The organism is Frisingicoccus caecimuris (assembly GCF_004340975.1).
GTDB lineage: Bacteria > Bacillota > Clostridia > Lachnospirales > Lachnospiraceae > Frisingicoccus > Frisingicoccus caecimuris.
Genome location: NZ_SLXA01000002.1, coordinates 250483 through 276402, shown reverse-complemented (window position 1 = coordinate 276402; position 25920 = coordinate 250483). Strand labels below are relative to the sequence as shown.

Annotated in this window: 24 protein-coding genes and 1 pseudogene; 24 read left to right on the top strand and 1 reads right to left on the bottom strand. The window is 44.7% G+C overall.

Features of this window, described 5'->3' with window-relative positions; translation table 11 throughout:
• The first annotated feature begins 24 nt into the window (after positions 1-24).
• The 19 genes and pseudogenes from pfkA (at position 25) to EV212_RS03695 (ending at position 19900) form a co-directional block, all read left to right on the top strand.
• The gene (gene pfkA / locus EV212_RS03785) at positions 25-999 is read left to right on the top strand and encodes a 6-phosphofructokinase (protein ID WP_132089066.1); all 975 of its coding nucleotides are present in this window, start codon (positions 25-27) and stop codon (positions 997-999) included.
• A 105-nt stretch (positions 1000-1104) separates the two neighbouring features.
• Positions 1105-2484, top strand: a complete 1380-nt coding sequence (locus tag EV212_RS03780; RefSeq protein ID WP_132089063.1) for a TrkH family potassium uptake protein — start codon at positions 1105-1107, stop codon at positions 2482-2484.
• Between the two features lie 69 nt (positions 2485-2553).
• Positions 2554-3210, top strand: coding sequence for a potassium channel family protein (locus tag EV212_RS03775; RefSeq protein WP_132089060.1), 657 nt, complete (start codon positions 2554-2556; stop codon positions 3208-3210).
• The gene (locus EV212_RS03770) at positions 3211-4020 is read left to right on the top strand and encodes a TrmH family RNA methyltransferase (RefSeq protein WP_132089057.1); all 810 of its coding nucleotides are present in this window, start codon (positions 3211-3213) and stop codon (positions 4018-4020) included.
• A 16-nt stretch (positions 4021-4036) separates the two neighbouring features.
• On the top strand, positions 4037-4516 hold the full coding sequence (locus EV212_RS03765) for an NfeD family protein (RefSeq protein ID WP_132089054.1): 480 nt from the start codon (positions 4037-4039) through the stop codon (positions 4514-4516).
• Positions 4513-5436, top strand: a complete 924-nt coding sequence (locus EV212_RS03760) for an SPFH domain-containing protein (protein ID WP_330570444.1) — start codon at positions 4513-4515, stop codon at positions 5434-5436. The genes EV212_RS03765 and EV212_RS03760 overlap by 4 nt, the downstream gene beginning before the upstream one ends.
• A gap of 22 nt (positions 5437-5458) precedes the next feature.
• On the top strand, positions 5459-6454 hold the full coding sequence (gene argF, locus EV212_RS03755) for an ornithine carbamoyltransferase (RefSeq protein WP_132089299.1): 996 nt from the start codon (positions 5459-5461) through the stop codon (positions 6452-6454).
• Between the two features lie 12 nt (positions 6455-6466).
• Positions 6467-7444, top strand: coding sequence for a biotin--[acetyl-CoA-carboxylase] ligase (locus EV212_RS03750; RefSeq protein WP_132089051.1), 978 nt, complete (start codon positions 6467-6469; stop codon positions 7442-7444).
• Positions 7428-7793, top strand: a complete 366-nt coding sequence (locus tag EV212_RS03745) for a DUF6145 family protein (protein WP_330570443.1) — start codon at positions 7428-7430, stop codon at positions 7791-7793. Before EV212_RS03750 ends, EV212_RS03745 begins: the two co-directional genes overlap by 17 nt.
• A gap of 13 nt (positions 7794-7806) precedes the next feature.
• The gene (locus EV212_RS03740; RefSeq protein WP_132089048.1) at positions 7807-8580 is read left to right on the top strand and encodes a type III pantothenate kinase; all 774 of its coding nucleotides are present in this window, start codon (positions 7807-7809) and stop codon (positions 8578-8580) included.
• Positions 8577-9536 (top strand): tRNA dihydrouridine synthase DusB, encoded by a 960-nt coding sequence (dusB, locus tag EV212_RS03735; protein WP_132089045.1) that lies wholly within the window; start codon positions 8577-8579, stop codon positions 9534-9536. Before EV212_RS03740 ends, dusB begins: the two co-directional genes overlap by 4 nt.
• Before the next feature lie 119 nt (positions 9537-9655).
• Positions 9656-10141 (top strand): transcription elongation factor GreA, encoded by a 486-nt coding sequence (greA, locus tag EV212_RS03730; RefSeq protein ID WP_132089043.1) that lies wholly within the window; start codon positions 9656-9658, stop codon positions 10139-10141.
• Between the two features lie 13 nt (positions 10142-10154).
• Positions 10155-11642: pseudogene (gene lysS, locus EV212_RS03725) on the top strand (lysine--tRNA ligase); the annotation flags it as partial.
• A gap of 320 nt (positions 11643-11962) precedes the next feature.
• On the top strand, positions 11963-12187 hold the full coding sequence (locus EV212_RS03720) for a helix-turn-helix domain-containing protein (protein ID WP_132089037.1): 225 nt from the start codon (positions 11963-11965) through the stop codon (positions 12185-12187).
• Entirely contained in the window at positions 12177-13346 is a 1170-nt protein-coding gene (locus EV212_RS03715) for a hypothetical protein (protein ID WP_243115445.1), read from the top strand. Before EV212_RS03720 ends, EV212_RS03715 begins: the two co-directional genes overlap by 11 nt.
• 11 nt (positions 13347-13357) lie before the next feature.
• A complete protein-coding gene (locus tag EV212_RS03710; RefSeq protein WP_132089031.1) occupies positions 13358-15076 on the top strand; it encodes an ATP-binding protein in 1719 nt (572 codons plus the stop codon).
• Between the two features lie 11 nt (positions 15077-15087).
• Positions 15088-16674, top strand: a complete 1587-nt coding sequence (locus EV212_RS03705; RefSeq protein ID WP_132089028.1) for an ATP-binding protein — start codon at positions 15088-15090, stop codon at positions 16672-16674.
• Positions 16671-18545, top strand: a complete 1875-nt coding sequence (locus tag EV212_RS03700; protein ID WP_132089025.1) for a hypothetical protein — start codon at positions 16671-16673, stop codon at positions 18543-18545. Before EV212_RS03705 ends, EV212_RS03700 begins: the two co-directional genes overlap by 4 nt.
• Before the next feature lie 8 nt (positions 18546-18553).
• The gene (locus tag EV212_RS03695) at positions 18554-19900 is read left to right on the top strand and encodes an ATP-binding protein (RefSeq protein ID WP_306812169.1); all 1347 of its coding nucleotides are present in this window, start codon (positions 18554-18556) and stop codon (positions 19898-19900) included.
• Here the strand turns inward: EV212_RS03695 and EV212_RS03690 are convergent, their stop codons facing one another.
• Positions 19901-20944 carry a hypothetical protein gene (locus tag EV212_RS03690; protein WP_132089020.1) on the bottom strand — a complete coding sequence of 348 codons (1044 nt, stop codon included), beginning with the start codon at positions 20942-20944 and terminating at the stop codon, positions 19901-19903.
• Between the two features lie 324 nt (positions 20945-21268).
• Here EV212_RS03690 and EV212_RS03685 point away from each other — a divergent pair, with 324 nt between their 5' ends.
• The 5 genes from EV212_RS03685 to EV212_RS03665 all read left to right on the top strand — a co-directional run bounded on the left by EV212_RS03685 (position 21269) and on the right by EV212_RS03665 (position 25739).
• On the top strand, positions 21269-21493 hold the full coding sequence (locus EV212_RS03685; RefSeq protein ID WP_132089292.1) for a helix-turn-helix domain-containing protein: 225 nt from the start codon (positions 21269-21271) through the stop codon (positions 21491-21493).
• A 333-nt stretch (positions 21494-21826) separates the two neighbouring features.
• Positions 21827-22144: a DUF3847 domain-containing protein gene (locus EV212_RS13855; RefSeq protein WP_132089289.1), complete on the top strand. Its 318-nt coding sequence runs from the start codon at positions 21827-21829 to the stop codon at positions 22142-22144.
• A gap of 2 nt (positions 22145-22146) precedes the next feature.
• Positions 22147-23619: a MobQ family relaxase gene (mobQ, locus tag EV212_RS03675; RefSeq protein ID WP_132089017.1), complete on the top strand. Its 1473-nt coding sequence runs from the start codon at positions 22147-22149 to the stop codon at positions 23617-23619.
• Between the two features lie 148 nt (positions 23620-23767).
• Positions 23768-24517, top strand: a complete 750-nt coding sequence (locus EV212_RS03670; RefSeq protein WP_257591915.1) for a CHC2 zinc finger domain-containing protein — start codon at positions 23768-23770, stop codon at positions 24515-24517.
• A complete protein-coding gene (locus tag EV212_RS03665) occupies positions 24402-25739 on the top strand; it encodes a virulence-associated E family protein (protein ID WP_132089014.1) in 1338 nt (445 codons plus the stop codon). Before EV212_RS03670 ends, EV212_RS03665 begins: the two co-directional genes overlap by 116 nt.
• Positions 25740-25920 lie beyond the last annotated feature (181 nt).

Genomic DNA, 25920 nt, shown 5'->3' with positions numbered 1-25920 from the left:
GTTCGCAAGGATGGAGGTCATGACATGAGTAAAGAGATAAAAACAATCGGCGTACTAACCAGCGGCGGCGATGCGCCGGGGATGAACGCGGCTGTGCGTGCGGTTGTCCGTACTGCGGTGACAGCAGGATGTAAAGTGAAAGGAATCCAGAAAGGATATGCAGGCCTTTTGGAGGAAGAAATCATAGATTTGGGCGCCGGCAGTGTTTCAGATATTCTGAACCGGGGTGGTACATTTTTATATACGGCACGATGTGAGGAATTCCATACGGAAGCAGGTCAGAAAAAAGGGGCAGAAATCTGCCGGAAGCATGGCATCGATGGTATCGTTGTGATTGGTGGCGACGGTTCTTTCAGGGGAGCGCAGAAACTGGCATCCTTTGGAATTAATACCATCGGAGTTCCGGGGACCATTGATCTGGATATCGCTTGTACGGATTATACCATTGGCTTTGATACGGCGGTGAATACGGCTATGGAAGCCATTGATAAGGTAAGAGACACATCAACATCCCATGAGCGTTGCAGTATTATTGAGGTCATGGGACGAAATGCCGGCTATATTGCGCTGTGGTGCGGTATTGCCAATGGCGCGGAGGATATTCTGCTTCCGGAAAACTATAACTATGACGAGCAGATTTTGGTAGATCATATTATAAAAAGCCGTAAGATCGGTAAGACCCATCATATTATCATAAATGCGGAAGGTATCGGCCATTCCACGAGTATGGCCCGTCGTATTGAAGCAGCGACAGGAATAGAGACCCGTGCCACCATTCTCGGACATTTACAGCGGGGTGGCAATCCGACGGCCAAGGACCGTGTATATGCTTCTATTATGGGAGCTTATGCGGTCAATGCTCTTGTTTCCGGAAAGTCAAACCGGGTAGTGGCCTATAAACATGGCGAATTTGTGGATTATGATATCGACGAAGCTTTAGAAATGAAAAAAGAACTGGATCCATTCCAATTAACAGTATCTCGTATTCTGGCGAGATAAAGAAGATATGTGATATGCCCGAATGGGTAAAATATATGCAGCCCATATAGCGTAGCTTCCGGTTGGGGGCTGCGCTATATGCTTAAATAATTGAGAGGTTTAGATTTGAAAAGTAAGAAAAAGAGCTTTGAGTTAAAAACAACCCAGATTATTGGACTGGGTTTTGCTATACTGATTTTGGCAGGCTCCATTTTATTATCTCTTCCTATCGCTTCGGTGGATGGGACGGCGACATCTTATATCAATGCGTTGTTTACGGCCACAACGTCTTCCTGTGTGACAGGGTTGGTTACCGTGGTGACGGGGGAACACTGGAGTCTTTTTGGACAGGTGGTCATTTTGGTAATGATTCAGATGGGAGGTCTGGGAGTAGTGTCCTTTACCACCTTCCTGCTGATGATTGCCGGAAAGCGGATTCAATTAAAACAGAGAATGCTTATCCAGGAAGCCTATGGCTTTGACACATTGACGGGCATGGTGCGTATGGTCCGGAAAATGATCTGCGGGACGCTGGTAGTGGAGGGTATTGGTGCTCTGCTTTATATGTTTGTGTATATCCCACGATATGGTCTGGCAAAGGGCATATGGGTTTCGGTTTTTATGGCAGTGTCAGCCTTTTGTAATGCGGGGATGGATTTAATGGGGGCGGACAGTATGATGCCCTACGTTACCCATCCGCTGATGAATCTGGTAACGATGGGACTGATCGTTATCGGAGGGCTTGGCTTCTTCGTATGGTGGGATCTGGCGGCGGCTCTGCGCAGAGTATGCAGAGAGAAAATGAGTCTGCGCCAGTCTGTTCGGAAGCTGAGTCTTCACAGTAAGCTGGTGCTCTGTGTCACGGCGATTCTGATCTTCGGCGGAGCCCTGATTTTTTTTCTGCTTGAGTTTAATAATCCGGAAACGATGGGAAATCTGAGTTTCGGAGGAAAGATATGGGCCAGCATCTTTCAGTCGGTGACATTACGTACTGCCGGCTTTGCCAGTATAGACCAGGGAAAACTGCACACGGGAAGCCTGCTGCTCGGCTGTGTGTTGATGTTTATCGGAGGTTCGCCGGGCGGTACGGCCGGCGGTATAAAAACGGTGACGATCACACTTTTGGCCTTTGCTGTTATCGCCACGATCGTGGGCCGGGAGGATGTGGAACTGGGACATCGAAGAGTCAGCATGGACACGGTCATGAAGGGGACCTGTGTCATATTACTTCAGGTATTTTTCCTGGTCATAAGCACCTTTGCCCTTTGCTGCCTGGAATCGGATATTCCATTTATTCAAGTCCTGTATGAGACTTTTTCCGCACTGGGCACCGTGGGACTTACGATGGGAATCACGGAGGGATTGTCCGTGGCCGGGAAACTAGTATTGATTGCCAGTATGTATTTTGGACGTCTGGGTCCGATCACTATGGCGGTTATTTTGAATGTAAATGGAAATAAGAAAAAAGTTCACCGGCGGCTGCCCGACGGTAAAGTTTTTGTATAGATATTCCCGGAGGTATTTCATGAATTTGGAAATCATGATATACTATTATGTAAATGAAAGGTTAATGATATGAGAAAAAAAGAGTATGGTGTATTTGGCCTGGGAAAGTTTGGAATGGCAGTTGCCGTGGCACTGGCTGAGAGCGGCAATTCAGTCATTGCGGTAGATATGGACCCGGACCGGGTGGATTTGGCTGCCGACACAGTGACCTGTGCGATGGTGGCGGATGTGACCGAACCGGATGTGCTGGATAGTCTTGGTATTAGCAATCTGGATTGTGTCATTATCGGTGTATCAACGAATATGCAGGCCAGTATTATGGCCACGATTCTGACAAAAGAAAAAGGTGTCGGTTTTGTTGTAGCCAAGGCGGAGAATGAAATCCACAAGCATATCCTGGAGAAAGTGGGAGCCGATAAAATTGTTTTTCCGGAGGCAGAGATGGGCACACGACTGGCACGGAATCTGATGGGCGGTGAATTCGTTGATCTGGTAGAGCTGTCCAAAGAATTCAGTATGGTCGAGATGCCGGTGCCGGAGGCATGGATTGGAAGAAGCCTTCGGGAACTGGATGTCCGTGGCTCTTACGGTCTGAACATTATCGGTATTAAACGGGGGGATGACCTGAAAGTCAATCTGGACCCGGAAAATCCTATGGAAAAAGAGATGACGCTGGTCATTGTTGGAAAGAACGTTGATCTGGCGAAAATTGGAGTCGAGGTATAGATGATAACAAGTACATCAAATCCCCGGATAAAGAATCTGATGCAGCTTCAGAAAAAGGGGAAGGCCCGAAGAGAACAGCAGTGTTTTGTTGTGGAAGGTCTGAAGATGGTGCTGGAGGCGCCGTCGGAGAGACTGAAGGCCATTTATATGTCGGAAAATTTTTCAGGAGATGAAGAACAGAAAAAAGCCGTTGAAAAAAAGGCGGCAGCTTCAGGGTGCTTTTTAGAAGTCTTGAGTGATAAGGTGTTTAAAGATGCGTCGGATACGATGACTCCTCAGGGAGTCATGGCAGTTGTTTCCATGGTTTCTTTTGACTGGCAGCATTTGATCCTACAGAAATCCGGCAGCAAAAGAATGATTCTTATACTGGAATCGCTCCAGGACCCTGGTAATCTGGGAACCATACTTCGGACCGGGGAGGGCGCCGGGATTGACGGCGTTATTTTGAACCGGACGTCTGTAGACCCTTATATGCCGAAGGTGATCCGCTCGACGATGGGGTCTATTTATCGGGTTCCGGTAGCTGTGGCAGAAGATCTGGCGGTGGTGGTTTCGCAGTTGAAAACATCGGGGACTCGCGTATATGCGGCCCATTTAAAGGGTGAAAAAAGTTATTATGAACAGGACTATCTTCAAGATACCTGTTTTATGATAGGAAATGAAGCCAACGGATTGAGTGATGCGTTGGCGGATATGGCAACAGACTATATTCGGATTCCGATGGCCGGTCAGGTGGAATCGCTGAATGCAGGTGTTGCGGCTGCTCTTCTTATGTATGAGGCAAAACGGCAGCGGACGACAGTAAACTGAGAGAGGAGGAGACAAAATGTCGGAGATATTCTGGTTTGGGACTTTAGGATGTGAGATATTCTGGCTTGCGGCCTTTGGCGTGCTTTTGCTGATTGAAATACTGACCCTTGGTCTGACAACGATATGGTTTGCCGTCGGAGCATTGGCAGCTTTTCTTCTGGCCCTTGTGCAGGTGCCGTTGATGATCCAGGTTGTTGTATTTATCGTTGTTTCCGTGGTAATGCTTGTATTTACCCGGCCGATAATGACAAAACACTTGAATAAGAAAACGACAAAAACCAATGCAGAGAGTCTTGTCGGGCGTAAAGCCCGGGTTTTGATACCTATAAACAACCTGAAGTCAGAAGGGCAGGTCATGGTAAACGGGATGGAATGGACGGCACGTTCCACGAAGGATGAAGTGACTTTCCAAAAAGATGAGATGGTGCGCATCGTCGGTATATCCGGCGTTAAACTGATTGTAGAGAAAGAGAATAAGGAGGAAACTGACTTATGATGTGGATACTTGTAGTAATTCTGATTATCATTGCTTTGTTGATCGTTGTGTCTAGTATTAAGATCGTTCCGCAGGCCCATGCCTATGTTATTGAGCGTTTGGGGGCTTATCAGGGAACCTGGTCTGTTGGTTTTCATGTGAAAGTACCGGTTATCGACAAGGTTGCTAAAAAAGTTATATTAAAAGAGCAGGTTGTGGACTTTGCACCGCAGCCGGTCATCACAAAGGATAACGTTACAATGCGTATTGATACGGTTGTATTCTACCAGATCACAGACCCGAAATTATATTGCTATGGTGTTCAGAATCCGATTATGGCCATTGAAAATCTGACAGCAACGACCCTTCGTAATATTATTGGTGAACTGGAACTGGATGAATCGCTGACATCCAGAGAAATAATTAATGCGAAAATGCGTTCCACACTGGATGTGGCAACAGACCCTTGGGGCATTAAAGTCAATCGTGTCGAGTTAAAGAATATCATTCCTCCGGCAGCAATCCAGGATGCTATGGAGAAACAGATGAAAGCTGAGCGTGAACGAAGAGAGTCCATTTTGATCGCAGAAGGTGAAAAACGTTCTGCAATTCTTATTGCAGAAGGTCATAAAGAATCTGCCATTCTGGATGCAGAAGCCGATAAGGAAGCTATGATTCTCCGGGCTGAAGCTGCCCGGGAAGCAAAAATCCGCGAGGCTGAAGGTGAGGCGCAGGCTATCCTTAAGATTCAGCAGGCGAATGCGGATGGTATCCGATTCCTGAAGGATGCCGGTGCAGATGAGGCTGTTCTTCGAATCAAGAGTCTGGAAGCTTTCGAAAGAGCCGCAGACGGAAAGGCAACAAAGATCATTATTCCTTCGGAAATTCAGGGGATGGCTGGTCTTGCCAAATCTGTTGTTGAGACGATAAAAGATGAATAAATTACTTTTGGAGATGGAGAAGATGAACTTAAAAGGAAGAAATTTCCTGACATTAAAGGATTTTACAGAAGAAGAGATTCTCTACCTGCTGGATCTGGCAGCAGATTTAAAGGACAGAAAGAAAAAAGGAATTCCGGTAGATGTTCTCAGAGGAAAAAATGTTGCTCTGATTTTTGAAAAAACGAGTACCCGTACCCGTTGCTCTTTTGAAGTTGCGGCCCATGATCTGGGGATGGGAACAACCTATCTGGACCCGTCAGGCTCACAGATTGGTAAAAAGGAAAGTATTGAAGATACGGCGCGGGTCCTTGGACGGATGTTTGAAGGAATTGAATACCGGGGCTATGGTCAGGAAATCGTAGAAGAACTGGCCGAATATGCCGGTGTTCCTGTATGGAATGGCCTGACCAACGAATATCATCCGACCCAGATGCTGGCTGATTTTCTCACGGTTCGGGAACATTTGGGAGAGCTGAAAGGTAAAAAACTGGTTTATATGGGCGATGCCCGTTATAATATGGCTAATTCCTATATGATTGCCTGCTCGAAACTGGGGCTCCATTTCGTAGCCTGTGCACCGGAGAAGTATTTCCCGAATGCAGAGCTCAGAGCTGAATGCGAGGCGTTTGCCAGCATTTCCGGCGGAAGTATTGCCTTTATCGAGGATCCGATGGAAGCAACAAAGGATGCGGATGTCATCTGTACGGATGTGTGGGTATCCATGGGTGAGCCGGATGAAGTTTGGGAAGAACGCATTCGTGATCTGACGCCATACCGGGTGACAAAGGCAATCATGGAAAATGCAGGTTCTCAGTCAATCTTTTTGCACTGCCTGCCGGCTTTCCATGACTTAAAGACAAAGATTGGCAAAGAGATGGGCGAACGTTTTGGCATTACTGAGATGGAAGTGACAGATGAAGTCTTTGAATCGTCTCAGTCCAAAGTGTTTGATGAAGCAGAAAACCGTATGCACACGATTAAAGCAGTGATGGCGGCAACTCTTTGTGACGAGATTTAGGAGTGTGCTTTTGTGAAAGAAGATATTTTGCAGATGTTAAAGTCCCGGAAGGATTTTGTGTCCGGCCAGGAATTATGTGAATATTTTCAGGTTTCCCGAACCGCTGTCTGGAAGGTGATCGGACAGCTTAAGAGTGAGGGATATGAGATTGAGGCGATAAACCGAAAAGGTTATCGCCTTATCGCCAGTCCGGACATACTTACGGAAGCTGAGATTTTGAGCGGTATGACCACGGAAGTCATGGGACGTCATGTCTATTATTATGATTGTCTTGGCTCAACGAATGACCAGGCGCGGATGCTGGCTGAACAGGGAGCGCCGGATGGTTCGCTGGTCGTTGCGGAAACTCAGAATACGGGGAAGGGCCGGATGGGTCGGGTGTTCTTTTCTCCGGAAGGCAGCGGAATCTGGATGTCTCTTATCTTAAAACCGGATATTCCTCCGATGGATGCGTCAATGATCACACTGCTCGGAGCTATGGCTGTTCAGGAGATGATGGAAAGCTTCGGGCTGGAATCCGGTATTAAGTGGCCGAATGATCTGGTCATTGATCACCGGAAAACAACCGGTATTTTGACGGAGATGAGCGCCGGTCCGGATGTGGTGAATTATATTGTCATTGGTATCGGAATTAATGTCAATATGAAAGAATTTCCGGAAGAATTGAGAGAAACGGCCATATCTATGGCGATGGCTTCGGGACAAACCTATCATCGGGCGGAGATCATTCGCCGGGTGATGCAGTATTTTGAGACAAATTACCGGCAGTTTTTAAAAGATGGCAATCTGGCTTTTCTGAAAAAGAAATATGATGCCAGTCTGATTCATTTGAATAAGGAAATCAGTATTCATGAAATACGGCGGGTTTGGCGGGGAGTTTCCCGGGGTATCAACGATATCGGAGAGTTGATCGTTTCTGTTGATGGAGAAGAAACAACAGTCCGTTCCGGAGAGGTTTCCATCCGGGGTGTTTATGGATATACAGAATAGAGGAAATGCTATGTGTCAGGAAAATGTGGTACTGTGCGCAGCCAGCGCCTATGAGCAAAAATTTTATTTAAACGAGGATTTTGCTGATTTACCGGAGGGCATTAAGGAAGAACTGAAAATTATCTGTGTGCTTTTTACAGCGGATGTGGGCGGCGTTCTCATTATGGAGTTCGGACCGGAAGGAAATCTGCAGCTTCGGGTAGATGTGGCAGAAGAAGACCTCTTGTATGATGAGATTGGAAGTGGATTGAAAATCAAACAGCTTCAGCGGGAACGGGCTGAACTGTTTGAATCATTGGAAATGTATTACCGGGTTTTTATACTGGGAGATATGACAGGAGTAGAATGAGGAGGTAAAAAATATGTTATTGGCAATTGATATTGGAAATACAAATATAACGATGGGGCTTTTCCGCGGGGAGATTCTTATGGGGAATTTCCGAATGACAACTCAAATGCCCAGGACATCAGATGAATATGGGGTGTTGATCCGTGAATTGATTCGTAATGCAGGATTTGAACCGAAGGATATTGAGCAGGTTATCATCGCATCCGTTGTTCCCGACATTATGTATTCTTTTACCAGTGGTATCAAAAAATATTTCTGCGCTGAACCGATCATTGTCGGTCCTGGTCTGAAAACGGGTGTGCGCATTAATGCAGAAAATCCAAAAGAAGCCGGAGCCGACCTGATTGTTGATGCTGCAGCTGTAAAAGAAATCTATGGAGGACCGGCCATTGTCATCGATTATGGTTCAGCAACCACCTTTGAGCTGATTCTCGAAGATGGCAGTCTGGATGCGGTAGTTATTGCACCAGGTATCCAGATGAGCGCCGATGCGTTGAGTAATCGGACGGCGAAACTACCGGATGTAGAGATTAAGAAGCCAAAAACTATCTTGGCAAAAGAGATTATTTCCAATATTCAGGCCGGGCTTTTCTATGGAAGTATCGGCGAAGCTGAGTATATTGTAAAGAAAATGAAAGAAGAGGCAGGATTGCCGAATATCAAGGTTATCGCTACGGGTGGTCTTGGCGGAATTATTGCGGAGGAATGTAAAGAAATTGATATTTACGATAGTCTTTTAACATTGAAAGGACTTCGGATTATTCACAAACGTTGTACTGGAAAATGAAAATAGGAAATGTAACACTTAAAAATAATGTAGTAGCGGCACCGATGGCAGGCGTGACAGACCTGCCATTTCGCTTGCTTTTAAAGGAGCAGGGGGCTGGCCTTGTGTGCAGTGAGATGGTCAGCGCCAAGGCAATTTACTATAATAATAAAAATACGGAAGCTCTCATGCTCACCGATGAGCGGGAGCGGCCTTTTTCTCTGCAGCTTTTTGGCTCTGAACCGGAGCTTATGGCCGATATGGTAAAAAAGATTGAGGGCCGGCCCTTTGATATGATTGATATCAATATGGGATGCCCGGTGCCGAAGGTAGTCAATAACGGCGAGGGTTCGGCATTGATGAAGCAGCCATTGCTGGCTGGCCGTATGATTGAGGCGATGGCAAAGGCGACGAAAAAACCAGTGACAGTGAAAATGCGCAAAGGTTTTGACGATACTTGTATCAATGCGGTGGAGATGGCTCATATTGCCCAGGAGAGCGGAGCGGCCATGGTAACAGTACATGGACGGACCCGGGAGCAGTATTATCATGGAAAAGCGGATTGGGATATCATCCGCCAGGTGAAAGAAGCGGTTTCAATTCCAGTTATCGGAAATGGCGATATTGATTCACCGGAAGCTGCACAGGCTATTTTCAGGCAGACGGGCTGTGACGGGATTATGATCGGACGGGGGCTTCAGGGAAATCCATGGCTGATCAGTCAGATTCTTTATGGGAAACAAAAACCAACCCTGGAAGAGGTTGTTGCAATGATACTTCGTCATGCTCGTATGCAGATCGAGTTTTCCGGCGAATATCTGGGAATCCGTCAGATGCGGAAGCATGTGGCGTGGTATACGACCGGGTATCCGGGGTCATCCAAACTTCGCGGAATGGTGAACCGGGTGGAGAGTATGGCTGCTCTGGAAGAACTGCTCGGGCAGTATGCTGAGCGGGGCCGCAGGATTGGCGTATAAGAAACATGGGGAAAAACAGCGGGAAATGCGGGGGTGCGGATATTGACACACCCGGGTTCTTACGCTATAATACTAGGAATGTAAAATATCTATATAATATAAGGAAGGGCGTAATTAAAGTGGAAGCTAAGAAAAATATCTTAACCTTTGCCGGACTTAAAGCATTAGAAGACGAATTATTTGATTTAAAGGTTGTTAAACGAAAAGAAGTTGCTCAGAAGATCAAAGAGGCCAGAGAACAGGGCGACTTATCTGAAAATGCGGAGTATGATGCAGCGAAAGATGAGCAGCGCGACATTGAAGCAAGAATTGAGGAGATCGAGAAAATTCTCAAAAATGTGGAGGTTGTCGATGAAGATGAAGTAGATCTGGATACCATCAGTATCGGCTGCCGCGTTCGTCTGTATGACGTGGACATGGACGAAGAAGTGGAATACCGCATTGTTGGTTCCACGGAGGCTGACAGTCTGAATTTCAAGATTTCCAATGAGTCACCGGTAGGAAGCGCTCTTCTTGGACGTAAAGTCGGAGAAACTATTGAAGTGGAAACCCAGAGCGGCCTTCTGATGTTCCGTATTCTGGAAATCCAGAGAGCAAACATTTAAGGGGGAACAAACATTGGCAGGAGAAAAGAATGTTCAGGCACAGGATATTAACCAGCTTCTGAAAGTGCGCAGAGATAAATTGAAGGAGCTTCAGGATAATGGAAAAGATCCTTTTGTTATTACAAAGTATGATGTAACACATCACAGCCAGGAAGTTAAAGACAATTTTGAGACATTGGAAGGACAGAGCGTGTCTCTGGCCGGCCGTGTTATGTCTAAACGAGTTATGGGAAAAGCCTCTTTTTGTCATATTCAGGATTTACAGGGAACCATCCAGTCCTATGTAGCACGTGACAGTATCGGAGAGGAAGAATATAAAGCCTTCAAGAAAATGGATATCGGTGATATCGTTGGTTTAAAGGGTGAAGTTTTCAAGACCAAAACCGGCGAAATCTCCATTCATGCATCTGAAGTTACTCTGCTTTCCAAGAGTCTTCAGATTCTTCCGGAAAAATTCCATGGCCTGACAAATACAGATATCCGTTACCGCCAGCGTTATGTGGATTTGATCATGAATCCGGAAGTTAAAGATACATTTATTAAACGTTCTCATATCATAAAGGAAATCCGAAACTTCCTCGATGGACGTGGGTTCATGGAAGTTGAGACACCAATGCTCGTTTCCAATGCGGGTGGTGCGGCGGCCAGACCATTTGCAACCCATTACAATGCGCTGGATGAGGATGTAAAACTTCGTATTTCCCTTGAACTTTACTTAAAACGTCTGATTGTCGGCGGCCTGGAGCGGGTTTATGAAATCGGCCGAGTATTCCGTAATGAAGGTGTGGATACCCGCCATAATCCGGAATTCACTTTGATGGAATTATATCAGGCATATACCGACTATGAAGGTATGATGGAACTGACAGAAAGCATGTTCCGTTATCTTGCAGAAAAAGTCTGCGGCAGTGCAGTCATTAAGTATAATGAAACCGTGATCGATATGTCTAAGCCATTTGAACGGATCACAATGATTGACGCGGTGAAGAAATATTCCGGTGTTGATTTCTCGCAGGTAGCTGACGATGAAGAAGCCAAAGCGTTAGCCGATGAGCATCATATTGAATACGAGGCACGTCACAAAAAAGGCGATATCATTAATCTCTTCTTTGAAGAATTCTGTGAAGATAAGATGATTCAGCCAACCTTTGTTATGGATCATCCAGTAGAGATTTCTCCACTGACAAAGAAAAAACCAGAGAATCCGGAACTGGTAGAGCGTTTCGAACTGTTTATCTATGGCCGTGAAATGTGCAACGCCTACTCTGAGTTAAATGACCCAATTGACCAGAGAGAGCGTTTTATGGCTCAGGAAGAAGCTTTTGCAGCAGGTGATGAAGAGGCAAACCATACCGATGAGGATTTCCTTAACGCACTGGAGATTGGTATGCCGCCAACAGGTGGTATCGGCTATGGCATCGACCGTCTTGTCATGCTTCTCACTGATTCCCAGGCCATCCGTGATGTACTGCTCTTCCCCACAATGAAAAGTCTTGAGAAGTAAACGCAATATATAGAAGAAAATCAAAGAAAAAACACCATATATTGTTGAAAAGCCGAGCGGAAATTAAGCCTTTAAGCCAACCTTAAGCCAATCAATGCGGGAATTTGTGCAGAAAAAGATTTAAGTCACGCTGGAAAGGCGATACTCTGAAATTGCAAACAGTACAGGACAGACATTTCACAGCATTTGTGGAGTGCCTGTCCTGTTCTTGTATTTTATGGATTTTTTGTTCGCATAGCTTACTATTCCAATACAACTGTTGATAAATTCACAGTTATGTGATACTATTGTTTTGGAAATTTGTGTGGAGGTATGCTATGGCTGTTAGTTATAAGAAATTGTTGCACCTTATGATAGAGAAGGACATTACAAATGCTAAACTAATGAAAGAGGCGAATATTTCTGCAAATATAATCAAAAAAATCAAGACGGGAAAGTATATTGCGCTTGATAAAGTGGAAAGCATCTGCGAAGCACTTGATGTTACGCCAAACGATATTCTGGAATTTATTCAACCGGAGGATGAAGAAAATGCCCGATAAAATAATGTCTATATTGGCAGAAGCAACAGGAGGTAAGAGTTATAAAGCCCATAAGTATGGTCTTGATCATGCGGATAGACCGTTTATCGATTATGGAGAAGATTCTATTGTATGGAAGAAAACAGCAGAAACCAATAAGTCGAACAGAAAGTATGTGCCTTTAGAAACATTAAGTAAGAAGTTGTCTGCAAGAGAAGAGCAGTTACTTACATACTTTTTGGACGGTTCTCGCAGAGTTTTTAAAGTTGATGATATAGCATATACAAAATCTGGAGGACGAAGCGTAATATATCCTGTTGTTGCCGGGCAGATAGGTGTAGGGTGTTGCAAAAGAGAGAATAAACGTATGATTCCAGAGAAGTTTAAGAGAGAATTTGTTCTTTCGATTCCAGATATTGCAAATGCAGACGGGAAAGCAGGCTTTTTTCCTGCAACCGCCCGAAAACTGAATGAATCACCAGAATTAAAGCGACTTGGAATTGAATTTGCAACGATTATTCCGTATCGTACTGCAAAGAATGCGGAAAAGAAGTTTGAGGATCTTGGTACGGCATGTATTCAAGATAGGATGTCACAACGAGAAAAGGAACTGGTAGCTGAATTGGTAAGAGAAGGGAAATTAAATCAGGACAATTATCTTGTAAAAGATGGATCTTTAGAATATCGTCCCACGAAAGAAGATAAGGCAGATAAAAGAAAGTACCAGATTTTTAAAAACAATTATAATTGGGTTCTTGGTGTTTCCAAAAATTTTAATCCAGAAGTTTGTGTGGATATTAGTGGAAAACCAAACCCAGGTTTTATTGCAGATTTACCTTTATATCATAGAACTCCGGTGGCCTGTTTTAAAAATCCGGATTGGTTTGGAGATACAGAGTTTGCAGTATGGTATATAAGGATTAGAGATAAGAAACGTACACGGACACCGTTTGATGGGATTATTAAAGTCGAGAAGATACTGGTTACACAAGAAGAAATTGAGGATGGAATTGATAGTGCACTTGTCGATCAGTTGAGCGCTTATCTTATTAATGAGAGAAATCCTGTATGTTATGGTTCGGATTTGCGGTGGGCGAATCATTTATATCCGATCTATCTTACAGAAGCATACGTCAAATCAAGATATCTTAGTGCAGAAAGTTTTTTGCATTTATTTTGAGGAGGGGGAACATGAAAAATCCTATAGGAAGAATCATAGCGACTGAAAAAGTGCCGACAACTATGGACAAATTTACATTCTGGACAGATGCGGACTTGAAACTACATGCGTTTGATATTGTAAAAATTAAGCATATTGATGATTCGTATTCTTTCGGTGTAATAGAAAACATTTCCCATATTACTGATGCACAAAGTTTTCTGACAAGTTTTATATCAAGCGATTATGGGGATGTTACTGTGGATGAACCCACACTTAGAGTTGGTATGAATTATGTGGAAGCCTCAGTTTCATATAACAGCAAAAATCTTTATACGCCGGTGCATAATAATGCACCAGTATATTTAGCGTCTGCGGATGAAATAATTATGGCACTTGGGTTGGATAAAATTCAAAATCCGCTTGTGTGTGGTTCGCTAAAAATGTACGAAGGTACATCGGAAGAAATTACACTTCCAGTGAATTTGAATTCTAAGTTTATTCTTGGACCAGAGGGCGCCCATCTCAATATTTCTGGTATTTCTGGTTTGGCATCGAAAACTTCGTATGCAATGTTTTTGATGAAGGCTGTTCAAGAACAATATTTAAAAATGCCTGTGGATAGCGAGGAAAGTGTTGCTTTTGTGATTTTTAATGTCAAGGGAAAAGATTTAATGGCTATTCATAGTCCTAATGATTTTAAAGATGATAGTGAGGGAGAAAAGGAGAGAGTTTACCAGGAATATAAAGATTTGGGTTTAAGTACAGAACCGTTTAAGAAAGTCAAATATTTTATTCCTTATTCCAGTAATTCTTCTGCAAAGCAGAGTACATATTTGCCTAAAGAAGATATAGAAGAATATATTAGAGAAGGACAACTCCAGAAATTTAAGTATTCGTATGAGGATGATAAAGAAAGTTTGGAAATGTTGTTTGCAGATGTAGATGATTCTCAGCAGACTATGGAGGCAATTATAAGCAAGATAATTGATACTACCGATCCTGATTTTGGAGGTGGTCAGGTAAATACATGGGAAGGCTTTAGAGAGAAAGTTGACGAATTATCACAAAAGTCACAGACGCAGGGAAGGGGAACACAGCGCACTTCTAATGAAATATCTGTATTAAGTTGGCGCAAATTTAAACGTATTGTTAATAAGGCAACAAAAAACGATGATATGTTTGCGAATCGTGCAGATAGTAGTAGACACGAATGTCGGCTTGCTGATGCAATTAAGCACATTTCCAATAATGACGTTTACGTTATTGATGTTGCAAAACTTCCAGAGGATAAGCAGGCATTTGTATTTGGAGATGCTGTGCGTACTATTTATAATCTTAAACTTGGGGAATATGATGGCGAGAACGGAATAAATCCTCCCTCTCGTATTATTGTTTTTATTGATGAGTTGAACAAATATGCTTCTAAAGATACACCGAAGTCCTCGCCTATTTTGCGAGAGATACTTGATGTTACAGAAAGAGGTCGTTCTCTGGGAGTGGTTTTATTTGGGGCAGAGCAATTTCGCTCTAACATTCATCAGAGAGTTACAGGAAATTGTTCTACACATGCTTATGGAAGAACAAATTCTATAGAAACATCAACAAAAGATTATGGTAGTTTACCAAGCACATACAAAAATATGCTTACACGATTGGAACAGGGAGATTATCTCATTCAGAATCCAATTTTCCGATCTTTGTTGAAAATACGGTTTCCAAAACCAATCTATAAGCAATTTAAGAAATGAGGGCCAAGACAATGAGAGAATATATTTTTGGCGCAAATATACTGGAAAATTTAACCACAGGAATGTATCAAGATTCCAAAGTTATATATCGTGAGTACATTCAGAATGCTTGTGATCAGATTGACAAGGCTTATGGTATGGGACTTTTACATCCGGGCAATCCGAACAGTCTGAGTGATTTGGGAAGTGGTCGCATTGATATATGGCTTGATGCAGATAAACGTACCATCAGCATAGAGGACAATGCTACAGGTATTTGTGAGGCGGATTTTGAAAAGACTCTTGCTGATATCGCAAATTCGGATAAGAAGCTTGGCGAGGATAAAGGATTTCGTGGTATAGGGCGTCTTTGTGGCCTTGCATATTGTAAAGAACTTGTTTTCACGTCCACGGCAGAAGGCGAAAATACTATTTCCATTATGCGATGTGATGCAATCAAGATGCGTGAATTAATAACTGCAAGTGAAAATGGGAAAAAATATACTGCTAGTGAAGTGCTTAGTAGTATCTATGAATTTGATTCAAAGAATACGGGAGATAAGGAATCACATTGGTTTAAAGTGGAAATGATAGGAATAAATGATGAAAATACGGATTTACTGGATTTTGCTCAAATAAAAGAGTACCTTTCTTTTGTTGCGCCGGTTCCTTATCAAAACACCTTTATTTTTCGTACCGAGGTATATAAACATGCAAAAGAAATTGGATGTAATATTGATGAATACAATATTTTTTTAAATGGAGAACCGATATTTAAGAAATATAAAACCACATTTAAAACCAGCAAAGGTGAAGATGAGGTTTTTAATCTTGCATTTAAAGAAATATATGATTCACATAACAATTTATTGGCGTGGCTATGGATAGGGGTATCTCATTTTAAAGCTGTAATATCTAAAGAATGTAAAATGAGAGGGCTGCGTTTGCGTAAAGAAAACATCCAGATTGGTAGTGAAGATGCCCTTCAGAAACTATTTAAGGAAGACCGAGGTCATCACTATTTTGTTGGCGAGGTTTTTGCTGTTTCAAAGGACTTAATACCTAATTCGCAACGAGATTATTTCAATGAAAATGTTACTCGCATGGAATTTGAAAGAGAAATGCGTCAATATTTTAATGGAGAACTTTCTAAGATATATTATGAAGGTTCTGCAATTAACAGTGCGTTTAGTAAAATTGACAGCTATAAAAAGAAAGAGGCTGAATTACAAGAGAAAAAAGAGCGAGGAGATTTTGTAGACGAAAATCATTTTCAGAGCGCACTTGCGGAAGTTGAAAAAGCAAAAGAAACAGCAAAAAGGGCAGCCAATGAAATTGAAAAGAAGAAAACAAAGACAGAAAATGAACCGAATTCCGTAGTTGGGCAAGTTATTACGCGTATTGAAAAAGAGCGGGGACAACGAGAAACAGTGAAGATAAAAAAGCCGATTAAAGAGTCTAAACAGTCTGCTTTGACAAGTCGGCGTGTAGATAAATTGTCTGCATATAATAAAAGCGAACGAAAGCTGATTTCTAAAATATTTGGAATTATTGTGGCAGCCACTGACGAGAAGACTGCTGAAAGGATAATCCGGAAAATAGAGGATGAGCTACAATGAATCGTAAGGTGTTATTAATCGAGCCTAATTATAAAAATAAGTATCCGCCTATGGGATTGATGAAAATTGCGACATATTATCGGCGATGTAACGATGATGTGCGCTTTTTTAAAGGCGACTTAAAAAAATTTGCAGCGCAGTTGCTCTGTGAAGAGTTTTGTTCAGAAATAGGAGAACTTTCTCTTGGAAAATATTTTCCTAAACTTATTGAATATATTAAAGTTGGAAAATATTCCTCTCTTGATGCGATTCCTGATTTTCGAGGAAGCAAATATGAAGAGATAATTAAAACATATCGCCAAAAATACAAAAATAAAGAATTTCCGCAATTTGATGTTGTGGGAGTAACAACGCTCTTTACATTTTATTGGAAGCAAACGGTAGACACGATAAATTATGCCAAAAACTTTTGTAAAGCAGAAGGGAAAATGCTCGTTGGCGGTATTGCATCTACTATACTTCCAGACTATATATATGAGGAAACTGGAATCAAACCACATATAGGTCTTCTTGATAAAGAAGGTGATCTTGATGAAGGTAATACTGATATTATAGATGAGTTGCCATTAGATTATTCAATTCTAGAAGAAGTTGATTACGAATATCCGGCACATAATGCTTATTTTGGATATATGACAAGAGGATGTCCACGTAATTGCGCGTTTTGCGCTGTGAAAACACTGGAGCCGCAATATAAAAATTATATAGGGATAAAGCATCAGGTTGAATATGTTGATGAACATTTTGGCGCACAGAAAGATTTGTTATTGATGGATAATAATGTATTTGCGTCTAATTGTTTTGAGCAAATAATTGACGAAATTAAAGAGTGTGGTTTTGGAAAAGGAGCCACATATATTCCGCCAAATGAATATGACGTTGCTATAAAAAATTTGAAGGCGGGCTATAATCTTAGGGCATATATTAAAAAGATAATAAAACTTTATGATAAAATTGCGGAGAAACTACCAGAGGATGAATCTGGTGAATTTTATTTATGGAGAGAAGAACGTGGGCTTCTATATGTGGAAACGGCAACATGTGAGGAGATATGTACGTTCGATGAAACAGTTAGACCTTTGTATGACAAGCTTTTTCATAAATCTAAGAGAGCAAGGTATATTGATTTTAATCAAGGATTAGATGCAAGACTGGCAACAGACAAAAGAATGAAAAAACTTTCAGAAATAAATATTAGACCGTTACGTATAGCATTTGACCATTATGAACAGAGAGATGTTTATATTGCGGCTGTAAAAAGAGCGGCAAAGTATGGCATAATGGAATTATCAAATTATCTTCTTTATAATTTTGAGGATGAACCCAAAGAACTGTATTATCGAATGAGAATCAATGTTGACCTTTGCGAAGAGCTAGGCGTTACAATATATTCATTTCCAATGAAATATCATCCAATTAGCAATCCGGAATATTTTAAGAACAGAGATTATTTAGGGGAACATTGGAATAGAAAATTCATTCGTGCGGTGCAGGCAGTTTTGAACTCTACAAAAGGGAAAATAGGAAAAGGCGTTGAATTTTTTGAAGAAGCTTTTGGACGTGATTTGGACGAATTTTATAAAATTTTGTGGATGCCAGAAACTTTTATTATATATAGGAGAAAATATGATAAAAAATTGAGAGAACGGCTTGCAGATAGATACCAAAACCATTCGAGTGAAGATTGTGATTTGGCAAATGAGTGGTGGACAAAATTCTGTTCACTTCCTGCTGAAAAATTAGAGATTGCTAAGTCTATTATTTCTTTAAATAAGTTTAAGGAAGGAGATTATGAATGTACAGATAAAGAAATTCTTGATGTATTGTCATATTATAGCATTACACGAGACATTGCGGAAGGGAATATCTAAGGAGGTGTATGTCGGTGGCGGAGAGCCAAAATGTTGAATGGAAAGAATCTTGGCGGGACGAATATCTTAAATGGATATGTGGTTTTGCAAACGCACAAGGTGGGAAAATTTATATTGGCACAAATGATGATGGTACAGTAATCGGCGTACAAGATAGCAAAAAGCTGATGGAGGATATTCCGAACAAAGTACGAGATGTTCTTGGTATTATTGTAGATGTGAATTTGCTGGCAGAAGATGGGAAGGACTATATTGAAATTTGCGTGAATCCGAATAGTTATCCTGTTAATTATAAGGGAGAATATCACTATCGGAGCGGTAGCACTAAACAACAGCTAAAAGGGCAGGCACTTAATCAATTTTTGTTGAAAAAGACTGGAATTACATGGGACAGTGTGCCGGTTCAGGGTGTAACGATGCAGGATTTGAGAAATGATAGCTTTGATATTTTTCGGGAACAAGCAATACTCAGCAAACGAATGGATCGCAAAGATGTTGACGCTACAAACAAGCAACTGCTTGACAGCCTTAATTTGCTTGAAAATGGTCAACTGAAAAGGGCTGCTATTTTACTTTTTCATCACAATCCGGAAAAGTGGATACCTGGAGCCTATGTTAAGATTGGATATTTTGAATCGGATTCTGAGTTGCGGTATCAGGATGAAATTCATGGCTCTCTAATATCACAGGCAAACCGAGTGGTTGATCTTATTTTTACAAAATATTTGAAAGCAGATATTTCCTATAGGGGAGTAACGAGGATAGAAACCTATCCTTTCCCCAAGGATGCAATCAGGGAGGCTGTTTTTAACGCGATCGCGCATAAATTCTATGGAGCATTGATTCCTATACAAATTAGCGTGTATGCAGATAGGCTTTATATTGCGAATGATTGCATTTTCCCAGAGGATTGGACGCTCGACGATCTGATGGGGAAGCATCGGTCAAGACCATATAATCCGTTGATTGCAAATACGTTTTTCAGAGCTGGTTTTATTGAGGCATGGGGACGTGGAATTGAAAAAATTAAAGAAAGCTGCAAGGAAGCCGGAAATCCTATGCCCGAATATACGATTAAGCGTGAGGATATTATGGTTATGTTCAAGAGCTTGGTTAGTTACACTGACCAAGGTACTAACCAAGCTGCTTCCCAAACTAACCAAGCTGATGATAATTCCGTAGCGGCTCGTATTTTGAAAGTGATTGAGATGGAACCTATGTTGTCTCAGAAAAAAATTGCCGATATTATTGGAGAGAAATATAGTACAGTAAAGTATTATATGGAGTCTATGAAAAAATCCGGTGTAATTAAAAGAGAAGGTTCCAGCCAAAAGGGAAAATGGATTATTTTGTAATCAAAGTTCACAAAGTTTGATAATAATATCGCTCTGCTGATACAGCCAATCCGTAAATTCTTTCGGGTTGGCTGTTCTTTCTTTCACAGCCTTTTTCCGTTGCAACGCTTCTTTCTTGAACGCTTCAAAAGCGGTCGGCATTTCTTCCAGCCGGTCAGCGGGGAAGCCCGCTGTTTTCTTTGCCTTATTGATTTTGTTGCGCCAGTTCTGGCACTCATTTTTATAAAGCAAATCGTAATTATTTTCCCTTGCCCTCTCGTCAAACTCCCGTTTATTTTGGAGCGCCTGCTTCTTCCGGCACTTGTCGCCGCACAGCTCATACCGCTGGCTTTTCGCAAGGAAGATACGCCTGCAGACTTTACATTTTCGGAAGCACAGCCCCCAATCGTTTAGCCGGTTCAGGTAATAGGTTATCAATGGATAGAGGGAGGAATAGGCGCTGACGCTCTCCGTCATGCGCTTATTGTCCGGAAACCATAGGTCGAGCCGGGTATCATTAGACGGCACCGAGCCGAACACCCGGCTGGTAATGGAAAAGGGCTGCGGCCTGCCCGTGTCGCTGTCAAATTGCAACGGGCTTTTCTGCTGGAACGCCATCGTGAAATGGCTCATTTTTCCCATGAAGCGGTCACAGGCTTCCGCCCTGTTTCGGGGCTCCCTTGCCAGCAGATAACCGTTCCAAATCCGAAAGGCGACATACATCCGCAGCGGGTCGCCGCTGTCAAACTTTTTTCGCAGAAAATCGCCTGCGGCCTGCTCTAATTCTGGCTGCTTCCAGCGGTTCGAGTGCAGGGATTCCCGCAGCGGAGCCAGCCCAAAGCGGTTCCATTCCCCGTCCGGGTCATGCTCAAACTCCGCAAGGAAAGTTCCCAGCGGGCGTGTCACATCAATCAACACATCCGCATCCATATATCCATTCAGGCGGGAACGGGCTTCCAGCTCTTTCCCTACAACAATACGCTCTTTCATTTTCTTCCTGTCCAGCGTCAGGACAAACACAACCCGGTCATAACATGGCTCATGCCGCTCAAATCCTATCTCCATCCTGTTTCCCTGCCTTTGCTTATGGTAATTTTATAATCAAGGTTAATCTGTTACACATATGGTATCGCAGAAGTATTGATTTGTCAAGTGAAGGTCGCTATGATAATTGCACATGGTAATTTAGTGCCAAGCGGTACCTTGACAAGTGAATGACCGTCCAAAAGGGATATGACCGGCAGGAGAAGTGACGCATCTAGCGCACCAATGCAGGGATACGCCGCAGGAATGGGGCGCCGCAGAAGTGTGGCTTTTAAGGATAACGGCTTTTGGATAGAACGGCAACAGGAAGCAGAAACACTGATTTTTAAGTATGGGAGGAACAAAATGAGCGATAACAAGAGACTGAACAACTATGACAATCTGCCGCTGGTTCTGGACGTGGCGGACATCCGGCGCATTATGGGAATTTCCAGAGTGAGCGCCTACGAGCTGGTTCATACGCCCGGATTTCCAGCGTTTCGGAGCGGCAGGCTTATCAAGGTAAGCAAGAAAGCGTTTTTTGACTGGATGGAAAAGGGTACTGAAACGCTACCGAAAGACAACAAATGAGCATACGGTATCTTCCCCTGTCTGGACTACTGCAGCTCTGTTTTAAGGGGCATACAGAGGGGAAAATCCTTGAAAATGATACCGAAATACTACACCAAATCTGTCTAATTGCGTACACCGCATGGAAACGGGGAAAGGAGCCAGAAAATGCCGAGAATGAGCAAGAAGTGCCGGTTGGAGCTGGCGTTCTTCTTAAATGAGCGGAACCGTGTCACTTATAATGAATTGTGCCGGAAGTGCCGCCACCCCTGCAAACAGAGCTGCCGGGCAGTTGTGATCGAGTGTCCGAAGTATCTCTCCAAGCGTTCCCGCCGAAGGGGCGAAACGGAGAACATGGACAAATCTTTAGAAGAATTGCAAAAAGAATACGAGGATGGCACCGCCAGGCTGGAACAGGAGAAGCGGAAGCTGCGCCGTCTGGAAAACCGGAAAGCCTATCTGGAAAGCGGCTCCCGCAAGCAGCGGAACCACCGGCTCATTACCCGTGGGGCGGCGGTTGAGAGCGTCATGCCGGAAGTGAAGATACTGACCGAGCAGGAATTTTATTCCCTGATGGAACGCATTTCCGAGTGGCAGCCGGTTCAGAACATGGTGCGTCTGTTTGTTGAGCGGCAAAGCCAGCCGCTCGCCAGCGAAAAGGACGGTGACTGACTATCGCGCTGTATCATTTTTCTGTCGATCAGATCAAACGCAGCGCCGGGCAGAGCGCCGTTGCCGCCGCAGCCTACCGGGCCGGGGAACGGCTTTACAGCGATTACTACGGAGAAGATAACGACTACACCCGAAAGGGCGGCGTGATCTGTTCTGAAATTCTCCTGCCGCCTCATGCGCCGCTGGAGTACCAAGACCGGGCGACCTTGTGGAACACGGTGGAGATGGTGGAGAAGCACCCGAAAGCGCAGCTTGCGTACAGCTTTGACATTGCCTTGCAGAATGAGTTTTCGCTAGAAGAAAATATCGAGATGGCAAGGGAATTTGTGCGGCGGAACTTTGTCAGCAAAGGCATGGTAGCCGACCTTGCCATCCATGACCCGGACAAGGAGGACGGCGGCATCCCCAACCCGCATTTCCATGTAATGACGATCATGCGCCCCATCGAGCCGGACGGCACATGGGGACAGAAGCAGCGCCGGGAATATCTCCTTGACGATGATGGAAAGCCGGTGCTGGATCAGGACGGCAAGCCCCTGTTCAACGCCGTTCCCACTACCGACTGGGGCAGGCCGGAAACGCTGGAAGCATGGCGGGAAGCGTGGTGCCGGATGGTGAATGAAAGATTTGAGGAAAAGGGGTTGGACGTGCGTATCGACCACCGCTCCTATGTGCGGCAGGGGCTTGACCTGATTCCCGCCGTCCATGAGGGGCCGACTGTCCGAAAGATGGAAGCAAAGGGCATCCGCACCGACAAGGGAGAACTGAACCGCTGGATTCGGGCGACCAACCGGTTCATGCTGGACATTAAGAAGAAAATCAACTCTTTGTTCGGCTGGATTGCGGAGGTTAGGGAAGAACTTTCCAAGCCAAAGACGCCGAGTCTTGTCGACCTGCTGATTGCCTACTATGAGGACAGGAACGCCGGGGCGTACAGCCAGAAAGCCAGAGGTAGAAATCTGAAAGAATTTTCGGAAATCGTCAATTACCTGATAGAGAACAAAATCCTTTCGCTGGACGAGCTGGAAAGCTGCCTGTCTGCGGTCAGGGCAGAGTTTGACGCATTGAGCAGTAGCATGAAAGCAAAATCCGCCAGGATGAAAGAATTGCAGGAACTGATACGGCAGGGCGAGAACTACAAGCGGCTAAAGCCGGTCTATGACGAACTGAACAGTATTAAGTGGAAAAAGCAGCGGGAGAAATTTGAAACCGCCCATGACGCAGACCTGCGGCTGTTCTACACCGCCCGCAGGATTTTGAAAGAGAACTTAGGCGGGAAGCCGGTTCCCTTAAACGCATGGAAACAGGAGTATGACCGGCTGCAACGGGAATACACCGAACTGTCTCCACAATACAAGCCGCTGCGGGAGGATTTGATGAAAATCCGCCGGGTACAGTACCACGTTGACCGGGTATTGCAGCGGCGGGAACCGGCGCAGGAGCCGCAAAAGAAAAAGCGGGATATGGAGCTATAAAACAGAAAATTGATTGGAGGGAGCATTTGAATGAGAGTGGGTACATTCCCCGCCCCTTGGGGCGTACAAACTAGCACCGAGCGTAGCGAGGTTGGGGCTAATACCCCGCTCCTGCGGAGCAGGAGGCAAACGCCCATGTGGCGTTTGAGTGCTTGCACCGGGGAAGTTTATTGTATTTGAAGCGGTGAAACAGTCTGTCACCACCCAGCAGGCTGCTTCATTCTATGGAATCCGGGTGGGGAGAAAAGGCATGGCCTGCTGTCCGTTCCACAATGACCGCACGCCCAGCATGAAAGTGGACAGCCGTTTTTACTGCTTCGGCTGCGGGGCTTCCGGGGACGTGATCGACTTTGCCGCTTCGCTGCATGGACTGGGGAAACGGGAAGCGGCGGTCAGGCTTGCGGAGGACTTTTCAATCGTTTATGACGATAAAACCCTGCCGGACAGGAAACGGTGCAGGCCGCCGCCCCAGCAAAAGTCAGCGGAGCAGAGATTTCAGGAAACGGAACGGTATTGTTTCCGGGTGCTATGCGATTATCTGCGCCTGCTGGAACATTGGAAAACAGCATACGCCCCACAGCCGCAGGATGCCGTCTGGCATCCCCTTTTCGTGGAAGCGTTGCAGAGGATAAGCTACACGGAGTACCTTTTGGATATTTTGCTATACGGAGAAATGGAAGAAAAAACGGCGCTGGTCGCCGCACAGGGAAGGGAGGTGATGCGGCTTGAACAGCGAATTTCAGAGCTTGCCGCCGGAAACGCAGGAAGCGGTCAAAAGGGCGATGGACGCAATGGAACCGGCGCAGACCCCGGCGGAAATCCGGGAGACATTGGAGGGGACGCAGAAAGGCAGCGTGAAAAACAGCATCCGAAACTGCCTGACGGTGTTCCAGCGTGACCCGCTGTTTCGTGGGACGCTGCGCCTGAACCTTTTGACGGAGCAGGTCGATATTGTGAAGCCGCTGGGCTGGGAGCGCACCAGCGAAACGCTGACCGACATGGATATGAACTACCTGCTTTTGTATCTGGAAGAAAACTACGGGCTTACCAGCGAGAAAAAGGTGCAGAACGCCATCAAGATCGTTGCCAACGAAAACAGGTACCACCCGATCAAGGATTACCTGGACAGCCTGCAATGGGACGGCACAGAGCGCATCCGTTACGCCCTGCATCACTTTCTGGGAGCCGATACGGACGAATACACCTATGAAGCCCTGAAACTGTTCCTGACGGGAGCCATCCAGCGGGTATTCAGGCCGGGGAGCAAGTTTGAGGTCATGCTCTGTCTGGTCGGCGGTCAGGGAGCCGGGAAATCCACCTTTTTCCGGCTGCTGGCAGGCAGGGACGAATGGTTTTCAGACGATTTGAAGAAGCTGGACGACGAAAACGTGTATCGCAAGCTGCAAGGTCATTGGATTATCGAGATGTCGGAGATGATTGCCACAGCCAACGCCAAGAGCATTGAGGAAATCAAGTCATTTTTAAGCCGACAGAAAGAAACCTACAAAGTGCCGTATGAGACACACCCGGCAGACCGGCTGCGGCAATGCGTGTTCGGAGGGACGACCAACCGGCAGGACTTTCTGCCCCGTGACCGCACCGGCAACCGGCGCTTTCTCCCCGTGACGGTGTACCCGGAACGGGCGGAGGTTCACATACTGGACGACGAAGCTGAGGCGAGGGCATATATCGACCAGATGTGGGCGGAAGCCATGACGGTTTACCGCAGCGGGAACTACAAGCTGTCATTTAGTGCGGAAATGAACCTCTACCTGAACGCCCACCAGCAGGATTTTATGCAGGAGGACACGCAGGCGGGCATGATCTACGCCTATCTGGAGGACTACACCGGCGAGCGGGTATGCTCCAAGCAGCTTTATGAGGAAGCGCTGGGGAACCTAAACGCCCCGGCAGACTGGGAGACACGGGCAATCTGCGAGATTATGAATACCGGCATTGCAAACGGCAGCATACAGGGCTGGACAGCCTACAAAAGCCCAAAGCGGTATAAGAAATACGGTTCACAAAAGGGCTGGGAGCGTGTCAACCAAGCCCCGCCGGGGGGCGGTTTTCGGGAGATCACGGAGGAAGAAGCCCGGCAGATGGAACTGCCATTCTGAAAATACCGCCGGTTGACGGGGAAAAGCCTGATATTTGGGGCATTTCTCCCCTTTGACAACCATGTCAACCAAGAAATCAAAGAAAAAGTAAAAAGTAATCATAGAGCGCCTGCGGATTGTTTTCAAAGTCTTTTCTGCCGGTTGACACGGTTTGGTTGACATGGAGACAGCCTGCGCCGCA

Coding starts and splice junctions, on each gene's coding strand:
- EV212_RS03765 (WP_132089054.1), top strand. CDS start 4,037: ATGTCGGAGATATTCTGGTTTGGGACTTTAGGATGTGAGATATTCTGG.
- EV212_RS03715 (WP_243115445.1), top strand. CDS start 12,177: ATGCCCGATAAAATAATGTCTATATTGGCAGAAGCAACAGGAGGTAAG.
- EV212_RS03770 (WP_132089057.1), top strand. CDS start 3,211: ATGATAACAAGTACATCAAATCCCCGGATAAAGAATCTGATGCAGCTT.
- EV212_RS03700 (WP_132089025.1), top strand. CDS start 16,671: ATGAATCGTAAGGTGTTATTAATCGAGCCTAATTATAAAAATAAGTAT.
- EV212_RS13855 (WP_132089289.1), top strand. CDS start 21,827: ATGGACAAATCTTTAGAAGAATTGCAAAAAGAATACGAGGATGGCACC.
- EV212_RS03690 (WP_132089020.1), bottom strand. CDS start 20,944: ATGGAGATAGGATTTGAGCGGCATGAGCCATGTTATGACCGGGTTGTG.
- argF (WP_132089299.1), top strand. CDS start 5,459: ATGAACTTAAAAGGAAGAAATTTCCTGACATTAAAGGATTTTACAGAA.
- pfkA (WP_132089066.1), top strand. CDS start 25: ATGAGTAAAGAGATAAAAACAATCGGCGTACTAACCAGCGGCGGCGAT.
- EV212_RS03775 (WP_132089060.1), top strand. CDS start 2,554: ATGAGAAAAAAAGAGTATGGTGTATTTGGCCTGGGAAAGTTTGGAATG.
- EV212_RS03685 (WP_132089292.1), top strand. CDS start 21,269: ATGAGCGATAACAAGAGACTGAACAACTATGACAATCTGCCGCTGGTT.
- EV212_RS03720 (WP_132089037.1), top strand. CDS start 11,963: ATGGCTGTTAGTTATAAGAAATTGTTGCACCTTATGATAGAGAAGGAC.
- EV212_RS03710 (WP_132089031.1), top strand. CDS start 13,358: ATGAAAAATCCTATAGGAAGAATCATAGCGACTGAAAAAGTGCCGACA.
- EV212_RS03740 (WP_132089048.1), top strand. CDS start 7,807: ATGTTATTGGCAATTGATATTGGAAATACAAATATAACGATGGGGCTT.
- EV212_RS03745 (WP_330570443.1), top strand. CDS start 7,428: ATGGATATACAGAATAGAGGAAATGCTATGTGTCAGGAAAATGTGGTA.
- EV212_RS03665 (WP_132089014.1), top strand. CDS start 24,402: ATGGACGCAATGGAACCGGCGCAGACCCCGGCGGAAATCCGGGAGACA.
- EV212_RS03695 (WP_306812169.1), top strand. CDS start 18,554: ATGTCGGTGGCGGAGAGCCAAAATGTTGAATGGAAAGAATCTTGGCGG.
- dusB (WP_132089045.1), top strand. CDS start 8,577: ATGAAAATAGGAAATGTAACACTTAAAAATAATGTAGTAGCGGCACCG.
- EV212_RS03705 (WP_132089028.1), top strand. CDS start 15,088: ATGAGAGAATATATTTTTGGCGCAAATATACTGGAAAATTTAACCACA.
- EV212_RS03760 (WP_330570444.1), top strand. CDS start 4,513: ATGATGTGGATACTTGTAGTAATTCTGATTATCATTGCTTTGTTGATC.